Genomic DNA, 12,610 nt, shown 5'->3' with positions numbered 1-12,610 from the left:
CGATGACTGACTGACTAACGTATTCAGGCCCCGTGCTTTCCGGTGCGGCGGCTCGGGGGGTGTTGAAAACCGCCGCACCGGAAAAGTCTGGAACGTCAGCCCTTGGCGACAGGCAGCGCGACGAAGCGGTTGCTATCGTCGCGGGTGATCTGCATCAGCACCGCCTTCCGGCCCGACTTCACCGCGTCGGCCATCGCCTTGGCGACATCGTCGGTGCCATTGACCTCCGTCGAATTGACCGAGGTGATGACGTCGCCCGGCTGGATGCCGCGATCGGCGGCATCGCTGTCGGGGTCGACATCGGTCACCACAAGCCCTTTGCCATCGTCGGATCTGGTGACGGTGAGGCCGAGATCGGCCAGCGTGTCGGCCTTTGGCGGAGCGGAAGGCTGCTGGTCGGCCGAAGCCTCCTTGTCGCTTGAAGGCAGCGTGCCGAGATCGACCTTGACGGTCGCACTCTTGCCGTCACGCCACACCGTGACGTCGACCGGCTTGCCGGGCTGGTAGGCGCCGATCAGGCGGGCGAGCTCCTTCGGCGAAGAGACGTCCTTGCCGTCCACCTGAGTGATGACGTCGCCAGCTGTGATACCGGCCTTCTTGCCGGGACCATCGTCCTGGGCGCTGGAGACGAGCGCGCCCTTGTCGGAGTTCAGCCCCAGCGATTCGGCGATTTCGGAGGTGACCGGCTGGATCTCGACGCCGAGCCAGCCGCGCTGGACGGTGCCGTCCTTCATCAGATCCTGCACGACAGCCTTTGCCGTCGAGGCAGGAATGTCGAAGGCGATACCGACGCTGCCGCCGGACGGCGAGAAGATCGCGGTGTTGATGCCGACGACCTGGCCGTTGAGGTTGAAAGTCGGGCCGCCCGAATTGCCGCGGTTCACCGAGGCGTCGATCTGGATGAAGTCGTCATAGGGGCCGGCGCCGATATCGCGGCCACGGGCCGAGACGATGCCGGCGGTGACCGTGCCGCCGAGGCCGAACGGATTGCCGACGGCCACGACCCAGTCGCCGACGCGAACCTTGGAATCATCGGCGAAGTCGACATAGGTGAACTTGCCGTCGCCTTCGACCTTGAGCACCGCGAGATCGGTGCGCGGGTCTGTGCCGACCAGCTTGGCGTCGAGTTCCTTGCCGTCATGCATCACCACCGTGAAGGACGAGCCGTCCCCGACGACATGGTTGTTGGTGACGAGGTAGCCATCCTCGGAGATGAAGAAACCGGACCCCTGGGCGACCGGGCGCGGCTGGCGGTTCTGATCACGGCGTCCGAAGCGCCGCATTCCATCCTGGCCCCCCTGATCGCCAAAGCCACGGAACTCCCTGAAGAAGCGGCGCAATTGCGGATCGTCGGGAAGATTGCCGAAGCCGTCGGGCAGGTCGGAGCCGTCGGCGGCGGTCGATTCTATCTTGGCTTTGACGCGTACACTGACGACCGCCGGCGAAACGCGCTCGACCACATCGGCGAAGCTCGGGACCTGCGGCGCCTCGACACGCACGGCCTCGGCCAGGACCGGGGCTGTCACGGTGGCAACCGCGCCGAAGCCGATCGCGCCGGCAATGGCCACTGAAGCTGCGGCAGCCATCAGGCGTTTGCGGGTGCGGGGATATGAACTGGGGGCAATATTCATGGGTCTCGTATCCTCTTCAAGGGATGCGCTTCGGTCGGCATCCTCGGGCAAGAGAAATAGAGGGGCGCACATTACGGCGCCATTTCCGGTGCATGAAACTTTCGTAATGTTTGCGGGTGGCCGCCGCCTTCAGTCCCGGTGCAAAATAGTGTCCAGCTCCGCCTGTTCCTCGGCGGTCAACGCGTTGGTTGGCGCCGAGCGGCGTGAGCGGGCGGTCAGCACGATGAAAATCCCGCCGGCAAGGAGCAGAAGGATCGGCGTGCCCCAGAGTAAAGCATTGCGCAGGCTGAAGCGCGGTTTCAACAGCACGAACTCGCCGTAGCGGGAAACAATATAGTCTATCACCTGCTGGTCGGTGTCGCCGGCGACGAGGCGCTGGCGCACCAGCACGCGCAGATCGCGGGCAAGGTCTGCATCGGATTCATCGATCGACTGGTTCTGGCAAACCATGCAGCGCAGCTCTTCCGAAAGCGCCCGCGCCCGCGTCTCGAGCGCCGGGTCGGCCAGAACCTCGTCGGGCTTCACCGCAAGTGCGGCGCCGGCAAACAACAGCGTCAGCAACAGGATCAGCGAGGCCAGTGAAAATCTTGCGGTCATGGCAGGCTCGCGGAAGGCACTGCGCCGGTCGACTTGCGGCGGCGCGACGGTGCCCCGACGCGCAGGCGCCGGTCCATGAGCGACATCGCAGCACCTGCCATCATGACCAGGCTGCCCCCCCAGATCAGCGTCACCAGCGGCTTCCACCAAAGCCGCACCACGACGGAGCCGTCGGTCCCTTCGTCGCCAAGCGAGAGGTAGAGCTGGCTGAACCCAATCGTCTTGATACCGGACTCGGTCGTCGTCATCTGTCGGACCGGATAGGAGCGCTTGGATGAGGTGATTATGGCGGTTGTGCTTCCATCGGCGTCGAGCAGGGCAAAGCGGCCACGATCCTCGCTGTAGTTAGGCCCCTGGGCGGGATAGAGCCCTTCGAAACGCAGCGTGTGGCCGGACAGTTGCACGGTCTCGCCAGCATGCATCGACAATATCTTCTCGGTGCCGAAGCAAAGCGTGCCGACGATGCCCAGCGTCGTCAGCCCGAGGCCGAGATGGGCGAGCGCGGTGCCGAAGACCGAACGCGGCAGGCCGGCGAAGCGCCTGAACATGGTGCCGGGCGCGACAGTGCCAAAGCCGGATTTGACGGCAATATCGGTGAGCGCGCCGCAGATCAGCCAAAAGGCCAGGCCGACGCCAAGTGCTGCGAACACCGACGCGCCGTCGATGAACAAGGCCGTCACCAGCACGGCCAGAAGCGCTGCGGCGAAGGCGACCATCAGGCGCTGGGCGACGGCGAAGATGTCGCCGCGCTTCCAGGCCAGCAGCGGCCCGAACGGGACCACGACCAGAAGCGGCACCATCAGCGGGCCGAATGTCAGGTTGAAGAACGGCGCGCCGACCGAAATCTTGTCGGCTGAAACGGCCTCGACCGCCAGCGGATAAAGCGTGCCGATCAGCACGGTGGCGGTGGCCGTGGTCAAGAACAGATTGTTGAGGACCAGCGCCCCTTCGCGCGAGATCGGATGAAACAGGCCGCCGGCCGTCAGCCTGGAGGCGCGAAAGGCGAACAGCGCCAGCGATCCGCCGATGAACAGTGTCAGGATGCAGAGGATGAACACGCCGCGCGACGGATCGGTGGCAAAGGCGTGAACGGAAGTGAGCACGCCGGAGCGCACCAGGAAGGTGCCGAGCAGCGACAGCGAGAAGGTCAGGATCGCCAGCAGCAGCGTCCATATCTTCAGGGCCGAGCGCTTTTCCATGACGATCGCCGAATGGAGCAGCGCCGTGCCCGCCAGCCATGGCATGAAGGAGGCGTTCTCGACCGGATCCCAGAACCAGAAGCCACCCCAGCCAAGTTCGTAATAGGCCCAGTAGGAGCCCATGGCGATGCCGCCTGTCAGGAACATCCAAGCGACTAGCGTCCATGGCCGCACCCAGCGCGCCCAGGACGCGTCGATGCGGCCTTCGATGAGGGCGGCGACCGAGAAGGAAAAGCAGATCGAGAAGCCGACATAGCCGAGATAGAGCAGCGGCGGATGGATGGCGAGACCGAGATCCTGCAGGATCGGATTGAGATCGCGGCCCTCGATCGGCGCCGGATTCATCCTGGCGAACGGGTTGGACGTCGCCAGGATGAACAGGAAGAAAGTGGCGCCGATCGCCCCTTGCACGGCCAGCACATTGGCTCGAAGCGTCGCAGGAAGATTGCTGCCGAAAGCAGCGACGAGCGCGCCGAAGAAGGTCAGGATCAGCACCCAGAGCAGCATCGAGCCTTCGTGATTGCCCCAGGTGCCGGTGATCTTGTAGATCAGCGGCTGCAGCGAATGCGAGTTGTCCCAGACATTGGCCACCGAAAAATCGGACGTTGCATAGGCTATCGCCAGCGCCGCGAAGGACAGAGCGGTCAAGGCGAAGCCGGTCACCGCGACCGGACCGCCGACGGCCATCATCTTCTGGTTGTTCATGCGCGCGCCGAACAGCGGTACCAGCGTCTGCACCAAGGCCAGCGCAAACGCCAGGACCAGCGCGAAATGTCCGGTTTCAACCAAGGCTGTTACTCACTCTTGCTCTCCTGCCACACGCCCTTGGCCTTGAGACCGTCGGCCACCTCCTTGGGCATGTAGTTCTCGTCGTGCTTGGCCAACACGCTGTCGGCGACGAAGACGCCGTCCGGGCGAAACGTGCCTTCAGTGATGACGCCCTGCTCCTCGCGGAAAAGGTCGGGAAGAATGCCGGTGTAGGTGACTTTCACCTGCTTCTGATTGTCGGTCACCGAAAAGGCGACAGTGGCCCCCTGGCCGCGCTCGATCGTGCCTTTTTCGACGAGGCCGCCGAGCCTGATACGCTGCCCGGGCTTCAGGCTGGCGGTGGTCAGATCGGCGGGCATGTAGAAGTAGGAGGCCTTCTGGCCGAGCGCGTAGAAGGTCAGACCGGTGGCGGCACCGAGAAAGGCCAACCCTCCGGCGATCACCGACAGTCTTTTCTGCTTGCGCGTCATGTTTTACTCCGTCGCCGTCAGGCCAAGCGAGACGGCAAAGGCGGTGAATTTCTTCGCTTCCTCACTATCGGAGCCAAAAACGGCGATACCGCGATTGAGCGCGTCGCGTGCCTGATCGGCCTTGCCCAGCACGACATAGGAACGAATAAGCTGCATCCATCCTTCCGCATCGCGCGGGTTTTGACGAAGTTTTTCATCAAGTCCCGCAACCATGGTGTTGATCATCGCTTCTCTGTCCTGCGGCGACATCGACGAGGCGGCATCGACATCCCCGGCGCCCGGGCCCTTCGCAGGCTCTCCCGAAGCGACGCTCCGCTTGGCGGATTCGGCCAGTGCCTGCTCGACGGCGCCGCGCCAGGCTGAGTCCTGCGGCAAGGCCGCTAGCATTTTCTGCCAGCCAGCTGTCGCCTCCTCAATGCGGCCTTCCTGCGCCATGCCCATCGCCAGATAAAAGCTCGCCTTCGGATTTGCCGGATCGAGCTTCAGCGCCGCCTCGAAAGCGACCTGAGCGTCGGACGAAACAATGCCGCCCGCTGCATTGGCGATCGCCTCGCCGAGGCCTGCCTGGCGGGCGGCGCTGTCACCGTCGAGGCGAATGGCGTTGCGATAGGCCGTCACCGCATCGGCGAAGCGCTGCATGCGCAGATAGATGGGCGCCAGAACGTCCCAACCCCTGCCATCGGACGGATTGGCGGCAAGGTGAGCCTCGGCGCGTGCCACCAGCTCGTCCACCGAACTGTCGGCGGGATTCTTGGCCAGCCGCTCGCTGAGCGGCTGCGACGGCAGATCGGGCGAGCCCAACTGGCTGTACAAGCCCCAACTGACCAGCGGAACCACCAGGACCGCGGCCGTCGCAACCAGCCTGGTCGCCATCGACGGCTGCCGCGCCGCTGCCTTGTCGGCCGGATCGGCCCCGGCTCCGGCATTGTCCAGGCGAAGGATGCGGCGAGCGATTTCGGCACGCGCCTCTTCGGCCTCCGCTGGCTGGATCAGGCCGCGCGCCACGTCCCGGTCAAGCTCCGACAGCTGATCGCGATAGACTTCAAGGTCATGATCGCTGCTCGCCGAACCATCCTTCAGGCCGCCGGCCAGCGGCAGCAGAACCGCCAGGCTTGCACCCAGCGTGAGAATGGCAGCTATGACCCAGAACAGCATGCTTCTTCCAATAACGGCAGAGCCCTGCCCTGCCAACACAGGCATCCTGCGACGCTTTGACGGCACGTGCGTCGCATGTGCTTGATTGATGTCAACCGGACCTATCCGCCCAGTCGTTACGTCAGCGGCGTCCAGCTGCCATCGGCGTTGCGGCAAGCGGTTCCGCGCGCGGTGGCGCCGGCGGCGCCGGTAAAGACCGTATGGGTGTATTGCCGGCAGTCCTGCGAGCCGACACGATAGGGCTGGGCGGCGACAACCTCGCCATAATGCGCCGACCGATCGCTCTTCCACGTCACCTTCTGGCCACTCGCCGTGTACTCGAGCGCCTTGTATTCCGCCTCCAGCGCCTTGCGCTTCTCGGATTCCTTCAAGCCGGCACCGATCGATCCGCTGACGAGGCCGCCGCCCATGGCGGAAATGATCGTCGTCGCGATCTTGCCGTCAGTTGGCGGCGTGGCGGCAGGCTGCGGCGCCACCGTGGGGGCTGGGCTGTTGCCCAGCGTCGTGCAGCCGGAAACGGCCAGCAGTGCGGAAACGAGCGCGACGCGAATCTTCATGCCAACAACCGGTTTTCTTGAGTTAGAGCTGGGAGCCGCGCCATCGGGGAAGTCGGTGTGGCCATTAGTGTTGATGTTTGTCCGAAATTTGGCCGCGGCCGACGCTCCGGGACCAATCGACATGCCGCCATATCACGCACCGTCGATCAAGCATCATTGAAGGCTCCGCAATCGAACCACTGCCTTCAACCCGCCCATGCCGGACCGTTCCAGAGCCAGAACGCCTCCATACTCATTGACGAGGTCGGCGACAATGGCAAGTCCAAGCCCGGTCCCCGGCTTGGTCTCGTCGAGCCGCCGTCCGCGCCTCAGCGCCTCGCGCGCCTTGTCTTCGGGAATGCCCGGGCCGTCATCCTCAATGCTGATCTCGAACAGATTGACGGCACCCTCCTTGCCGGCGCCACTCGTCTTGTCGGAGATTGGTGCCACCGACACGGCGACCGCGCTCTTTGCCCATTTCATGGCGTTGTCGAGCAAATTGCCAAGCAATTCTTCCAGATCCTCGCGTTCGCCGGCAAAAACGATATCGACTGCCGGCAGCGAAAGCGAGAGAGCGGTCTGCGGGTTGAGTTTTTGCAGCACGCGCACCATGCGCTGGACCAGCGGCGCCACCGGCGTACGGTAGACGACGCTGTCGCGTTGCGCCGCGACGCGGGCGCGCTGCAGATAGTGGTCAACCTGCTTCTGCATCGAGGCGGCCTGCTCGGCTATGAGCTTGCCCTTGGCGCCGCCAAGCGCCCGCCCCTCGTTGATCAGCACCGCCAGCGGCGTCTTCAGCGAATGGGCGAGGTTGCCGACCTGCGTGCGCGAGCGCTCGACGATACGCTTGTTGTTTTCGATCAGCGCGTTGGTCTCGTTGGCAAGCGGCTCGATCTCGGCCGGGAAGCGGCCGTCTAGCCTTTGCGCGGTTCCTTCCCGCACCATGGCGAGAGCGTTCCTGACCCGGCGCAATGGCTGCAGGCCCAGCAGGATGGCGATGGCGTTGATGGCGATCATGCCGACGCCGAACAGGGAAAGATAGGTCAGAAGGCGACGCTGAAAGGCGCCTATCTCCTGCTCGAGCTCGGTCTGGTTGCCCATGACACGGAAGCGCGCCGCGCGATTTTTCGCGTCGAGAACGAATTCGCTCTCGAACACTTCCAGCTCCTCGCCATTGATGCCTTCGGTGGCATAGCTGCGCTGGAAGCTGGCATTGAAGGGAACCTCGGCGACGCTTGGCGACGGGATCGTCTTGGTCATCGAGGAGGAGTGCAGATCGCCGCGCACGCCTTCCGACGCAGGCTCCACCGACCAGTACCAGCCGGAATTCGGCTCCGAGAACCGGAGATCGCCAAGGTCGGGAGCGCCGGTCAACGAACCGCCTTCGGACACGCCGACCGAGCCGATCAGGTTGAACAGATGCGCCGACAGCAAGCTGTCGAAACCGCGCTCACTCGCCTGGCGATAGAGCGTCGTGATCAGCGTGAAGATAACGACCAGGGTGAGTATCGCCCAGACCGTGGAAAAGGCGATCACCCGGAACGCCAGCGAACGCGGCCAGAACCGCAGCGAAAGCGGCGTTCTTGCAGTCTGTTTGAGCGGTTCCGCCTTACGCCTCCGGCTCACGCATTCGATAGCCCATGCCGCGAACGGTTTCTATCATGTCGATGCCCATCTTCTTGCGAAGCCGCCCGACAAAGACCTCGATTGTGTTGGAATCGCGGTCGAAATCCTGATCGTAAAGATGCTCGACCAGCTCGGTGCGGGACACGACCTCGCCCATATGGTGCATCAAATAGGCAAGCAGGCGGAATTCATGCGACGTCAGCTTCAGCGGCACGCCGTCGACATCGGCCTTGGAGGCCTTGGTGTCGAGCCGCAACGGCCCGCAGGTCAACTCGGACGACGCATGGCCGGCCGCGCGCCGGATGAGCGCGCGAACCCTGGCCAGCACCTCTTCGATGTGGAACGGCTTGGTGACGTAATCGTCGGCGCCGGCGTCGATGCCGGATACCTTGTCGCTCCAGCGATCACGCGCCGTCAGAATCAGGACCGGCATCTTGCGGCCGCCGCGCCGCCAGCGCTCAACCACACTGATGCCGTCCATCTGCGGCAAGCCGATGTCGAGCACCACGGCGTCATAGGGTTCGGTATCGCCAAGGAAATGCCCTTCCTCACCGTCGAAGGCCCGGTCGACGACATAGCCGGCATCGACCAACGCGTCTGATATCTGCCGGTTGAGATCCTTGTCATCTTCGACGACCAGTACGCGCATGCTGGATCAACACCTGTTGAAGAATTGATCAGATATAGGCCGATTCCGGCACGCTGGGAAACGGCGGGTCAATTCTGCGGAACGACGATCTCGGTGCGGCGCGGGCGCTGTCCATCCTTGCCTGGAACCAGCACGACGATGACGCAGACCGGCTGGCCACCGCGCGTCGACTGCGATGCCTTGGCCAGCGTGCCGCCATTCTGCTCGGCGACCTGCTGACCGATCGCGTAGCAGTCGGAGGCAGCCAGGACGACCGGCCGGTTCTGCTCGGGCACGACGACCGGCAGCGCCGTCGCCTGCGACGCGAACAGAGCGGCCGCTGATAGCGCCAATGTCGCGGTTCGGAAGTGGGAACGAAGCGTTTTCATGGTCAGCGTTCTAACGCATCGGTGCTGAACGTGAAATGAACAGTGGACGCCTGCAACACATGCCTATCCCACCCCCTGAAACGCGAGACAACCGACCTTATGATTTCGCCGCCCCAACCCGGCAAAATTCATCGAAGCGCCAGTCTAGACTGTGTTGCAGCCATATTGAAAGCGCGTCAGGCGTTTTCTTCCGTCACGGCGCGAAAGCGCAGCAGCCCGTGATAGGCCGAAAGGTCCTCGTCGTAACGGCCCTCGGTGAATTCGAGCCTGAGATTGAGGCGGTGATGCTCGTCGAGCGCGAGCGCCGCATCCTGCAGCCGGGCGCTGACCATGTCCATCACATCGAGCATTTCTTTCCTGGCCTCGGACTTCGACCAGAAATGCAGCGTGAAAAGCTGCTCGGCGTCGTTCTCCATGCCCGTTGTCCAGTCGTAGACGCTGGTCCGGCCGAAGGTGACATAGGGAAACGGGACATTTTCCGGGGCATGGTCGAACAGTTTAGCGCCGCCCAATGCCGCTGACAGGGAACCGTCACCGTTCAGCGTTTCGAACAAGGCCTTCTGCAGCGCGGCCGCCGGCGCGGTCATCGTCTTCTCCCTCGCCCGTCACGACTGAACAGGCCTTCACCGTCAGCGATTCCTGCTTGCAGCGTAGCCGCGTTGACGTTCTGGCGCCAGATCACGGGACGGTCGGGATTTATCGAAAATCGGCTGCGGTCAGCACGTACATGCTCTTGCCGGTACGGGCATAAGCATTCCTTGCGACGTCATGTATGGGACCGACAGCCGCATCGAAGGCGGCGAGATATGTGGCTTCGGCTGTCGCCGTCCCCGACGGTGCCGTCGAGATGGCATCTGCATCGACAAAGAAAGAAATCTGGGACATGCCGTCATAGCCGACGAAGCGGATCCGTCGGCTCGCTTCGTCGTAGCTGCGGCTTTGGTTTGGAAATGTCAGGCTCATGACTTGACGCCGTTAAGCGGCCCCCGCCTTCTTGACTGCCGCCCGCTTTTTCTTGGGGGCGACGGGATTGAGGGCCTCCGCGGCGCGGTCGGCCTCTTCCTTGGCCAGCCGCAGCGCCCGCAGCCTTGCCGTCTTGATGATCCTGGCCTTGGCTTCCGAAACATATTCGGCCGTTGCCTGGTTTCGCTCCGCGGTTTTCTTCTGCTTTTCCATGAAGCGCGCCTCAGCTTTTTCCATTATATTCTGACTGTATTCCGCCATCGATAAAATCTCCTTCTTGACTGAGATTATGAAAGTGAGTTTCTCATCTAAAATAGGTACTCGGATAGAAAAAATCAATTCCAGGATTATTTTATGCTCATCGAATTCATGGGAATGAAACTGCCAAATAATACTGTCAATAGTTTCCGATAAATGACTAATATTTTTTGGCACTCCTATCTATCGAGTGCCAAAACGCCTATACAAGGGCGTGGCCGCCTAAGCCGGCCCCAGAAAGAAGTTCCCATGAAATTCCGGCCACTCCACGATCGCGTCGTTATTCGGCGCGCCGAAAGCGATACCAAATCCAAGGGCGGCATCATCATCCCCGACAATGCCAAGGAAAAGCCGCAGGAAGGTGAAGTGATCGCCGTCGGGCCAGGCGCGCGGGACGAAAGCGGCGCGCTGATCGCACTCGATGTCAATGCCGGCGACCTCATCCTGTTCGGCAAATGGTCGGGAACCGAAGTCAAGATAGACGGTGAGGACCTTCTGATCATGAAGGAGGCCGACATCATGGGCATCATCGACAAGAGCGAGATGGGCATCACCGACAAGATCGTGGCTGCCAAGAAAGCCGCCTGATTGGAGCGCCGCGCGTCCTCTTGGACGCGCAGAGGATGCTCCAAGTTTTTGATTCAGGCGGGTGCTGCCAGCGCCTTGCCACAACCAATTGAACGGGACGAAAAAACATGTCTGCCAAGGAAATCAAATTCTCCACCGATGCGCGTGACCGGATGCTGCGCGGTGTCGAAATCCTCAACAACGCCGTCAAGGTGACGCTCGGTCCCAAGGGCCGTAACGTCATCATCGACAAGGCCTATGGCGCGCCGCGCATCACCAAGGACGGGGTGACGGTGGCCAAGGAAATCGAGCTTGCCGACAAGTTCGAGAACATGGGCGCCCAGATGGTGCGCGAAGTGGCCTCGAAGACCAACGATCTCGCCGGCGACGGCACCACCACCGCCACGGTGCTTGCCGCTTCCATCCTGCGCGAGGGCGCCAAATTCGTTGCCGCGGGCATGAACCCGATGGACCTCAAACGCGGCATCGACCTTGCGGTCACCGCCGTCGTCAAGGAAATCCAGGCACGCGCCAAGAAGGTCAAATCTTCCGGTGAAATCGCGCAGGTCGGCACCATTGCCGCCAATGGCGATGCCACCGTCGGCGCCATGATCGCCAAGGCGATGGACAAGGTCGGCAATGACGGCGTCATCACTGTCGAGGAAGCCAAGACCGCAGAGACCGAACTCGACGTCGTCGAGGGCATGCAGTTCGACCGTGGTTATCTCAGCCCCTATTTCGTCACCAATGCCGAGAAGATGCGCGTCGAGCTGGAGGACCCTTATGTCCTCATCCACGAAAAGAAGCTTGGCAATCTGCAGGCGATGCTGCCGATCCTCGAAGCCGTGGTGCAAAGCGGCAAACCGCTGGTGATCATCTCCGAGGACGTCGAAGGCGAAGCGCTGGCGACGCTAGTCGTCAACAAATTGCGCGGTGGCCTCAAGGTCGCGGCAGTCAAGGCGCCGGGCTTCGGTGATCGCCGCAAGGCGATGCTGGAAGACATCGCCGTGCTCACTGCCGGCCAGATGATCTCGGAAGACCTTGGCATCAAGCTCGAGAACATCACCATCGACATGCTCGGCCGCGCAAAGCGCGTGCTGATCGAGAAGGACACGACGACGATCATCGACGGTGCAGGCGAGAAGGCCACGATTCAGGCGCGTGTCCAGCAGATCAAGGGGCAGATCGAGGAAACCACTTCCGACTACGATAAGGAGAAGCTGCAGGAGCGGCTAGCCAAGCTCGCCGGCGGCGTCGCGGTCATTCGCGTCGGTGGTGCGACCGAGTCCGAGGTCAAGGAAAAGAAGGACCGTATCGACGACGCGCTGAACGCCACGCGCGCGGCGGTGGAAGAAGGGATCGTTCCCGGCGGCGGTGTCGCTCTGCTGCGCGCCAAGGCCGTGCTGAACGGGCTGACCGGAGCCAATGCCGATGTGACGGCGGGCATTTCGATCGTGTCGAGAGCGCTCGAAGCGCCGATCCGCCAGATCGCCGAGAACTCCGGCGTCGAAGGTTCGATCGTTGTCGGCAGGCTCATGGACAGCAAGGATCACAACCAGGGTTTCGATGCTCAGAACGAGATCTATGTCGACATGATCAAGGTCGGCATCGTCGACCCGGCAAAGGTGGTGCGGACCGCGCTCCAGGATGCCGGTTCGATCGCGGCATTGCTGATCACTGCGGAAGCCATGATCACCGACATTCCAGCCAAGGATGCCGCGCCTGCGGCCGGCGGCGGCATGGGGGGCTACTGACCATCGCCTAGACAAGCCTGCAGCGCCCGGCCGGAAAGGCCGGGCGACCGATCCCAACACCAACCAGGA

The 12,610-nt window shown here is 62.7% G+C and carries 14 protein-coding genes; 2 read left to right on the top strand and 12 right to left on the bottom strand.

Annotated elements, in window-relative coordinates:
• Positions 1–95: 95 nt before the first annotated feature.
• From EOC94_RS06060 to EOC94_RS06005, 12 genes are all read right to left on the bottom strand, one after another.
• Positions 96–1,631 (bottom strand): Do family serine endopeptidase, encoded by a 1,536-nt coding sequence (locus EOC94_RS06060; protein WP_127289131.1) that lies wholly within the window; start codon positions 1,629–1,631, stop codon positions 96–98.
• A 129-nt stretch (positions 1,632–1,760) separates the two neighbouring features.
• Positions 1,761–2,228, bottom strand: a complete 468-nt coding sequence (locus tag EOC94_RS06055; protein WP_127289129.1) for a cytochrome c-type biogenesis protein — start codon at positions 2,226–2,228, stop codon at positions 1,761–1,763.
• Positions 2,225–4,216 (bottom strand): heme lyase CcmF/NrfE family subunit, encoded by a 1,992-nt coding sequence (locus tag EOC94_RS06050; RefSeq protein ID WP_127289127.1) that lies wholly within the window; start codon positions 4,214–4,216, stop codon positions 2,225–2,227. The genes EOC94_RS06055 and EOC94_RS06050 overlap by 4 nt, the downstream gene beginning before the upstream one ends.
• A gap of 5 nt (positions 4,217–4,221) precedes the next feature.
• The gene (ccmE, locus tag EOC94_RS06045) at positions 4,222–4,665 is read right to left on the bottom strand and encodes a cytochrome c maturation protein CcmE (protein WP_127289125.1); all 444 of its coding nucleotides are present in this window, start codon (positions 4,663–4,665) and stop codon (positions 4,222–4,224) included.
• 3 nt (positions 4,666–4,668) lie between these two features.
• On the bottom strand, positions 4,669–5,820 hold the full coding sequence (ccmI, locus tag EOC94_RS06040; RefSeq protein WP_127289123.1) for a c-type cytochrome biogenesis protein CcmI: 1,152 nt from the start codon (positions 5,818–5,820) through the stop codon (positions 4,669–4,671).
• Positions 5,821–5,936: 116 nt separating this feature from the next.
• On the bottom strand, positions 5,937–6,377 hold the full coding sequence (locus tag EOC94_RS06035; protein ID WP_127289121.1) for a hypothetical protein: 441 nt from the start codon (positions 6,375–6,377) through the stop codon (positions 5,937–5,939).
• Between the two features lie 153 nt (positions 6,378–6,530).
• A complete protein-coding gene (locus tag EOC94_RS06030; RefSeq protein WP_127204079.1) occupies positions 6,531–7,982 on the bottom strand; it encodes an ATP-binding protein in 1,452 nt (483 codons plus the stop codon).
• Positions 7,966–8,631 (bottom strand): response regulator transcription factor, encoded by a 666-nt coding sequence (locus EOC94_RS06025; RefSeq protein WP_023800820.1) that lies wholly within the window; start codon positions 8,629–8,631, stop codon positions 7,966–7,968. Before EOC94_RS06025 ends, EOC94_RS06030 begins: the two co-directional genes overlap by 17 nt.
• Positions 8,632–8,699: 68 nt before the next feature.
• On the bottom strand, positions 8,700–8,999 hold the full coding sequence (locus EOC94_RS06020; protein ID WP_095486551.1) for a hypothetical protein: 300 nt from the start codon (positions 8,997–8,999) through the stop codon (positions 8,700–8,702).
• Between the two features lie 176 nt (positions 9,000–9,175).
• Entirely contained in the window at positions 9,176–9,586 is a 411-nt protein-coding gene (locus tag EOC94_RS06015) for a DUF3168 domain-containing protein (RefSeq protein ID WP_127289119.1), read from the bottom strand.
• A gap of 109 nt (positions 9,587–9,695) precedes the next feature.
• Positions 9,696–9,962: a DUF1488 domain-containing protein gene (locus tag EOC94_RS06010; RefSeq protein WP_095486549.1), complete on the bottom strand. Its 267-nt coding sequence runs from the start codon at positions 9,960–9,962 to the stop codon at positions 9,696–9,698.
• 12 nt (positions 9,963–9,974) lie between these two features.
• On the bottom strand, positions 9,975–10,223 hold the full coding sequence (locus EOC94_RS06005; RefSeq protein WP_127289215.1) for a hypothetical protein: 249 nt from the start codon (positions 10,221–10,223) through the stop codon (positions 9,975–9,977).
• A gap of 246 nt (positions 10,224–10,469) precedes the next feature.
• Between EOC94_RS06005 and EOC94_RS06000 the strand changes: the two genes are divergently transcribed.
• Together EOC94_RS06000 and groL are read left to right on the top strand one after the other, a co-directional pair.
• The gene (locus tag EOC94_RS06000; RefSeq protein ID WP_127289117.1) at positions 10,470–10,808 is read left to right on the top strand and encodes a co-chaperone GroES; all 339 of its coding nucleotides are present in this window, start codon (positions 10,470–10,472) and stop codon (positions 10,806–10,808) included.
• Positions 10,809–10,915: 107 nt separating this feature from the next.
• Entirely contained in the window at positions 10,916–12,541 is a 1,626-nt protein-coding gene (gene groL, locus EOC94_RS05995; RefSeq protein WP_095486546.1) for a chaperonin GroEL, read from the top strand.
• Positions 12,542–12,610: the final 69 nt, after the last annotated feature.

This window comes from Mesorhizobium sp. M6A.T.Ce.TU.016.01.1.1, assembly GCF_003997065.1.
Classification (GTDB): domain Bacteria; phylum Pseudomonadota; class Alphaproteobacteria; order Rhizobiales; family Rhizobiaceae; genus Mesorhizobium; species Mesorhizobium mediterraneum.
Note: the sequence above shows the minus strand (reverse complement) of the source record. Positions and strands in the feature narration are given on the sequence as shown.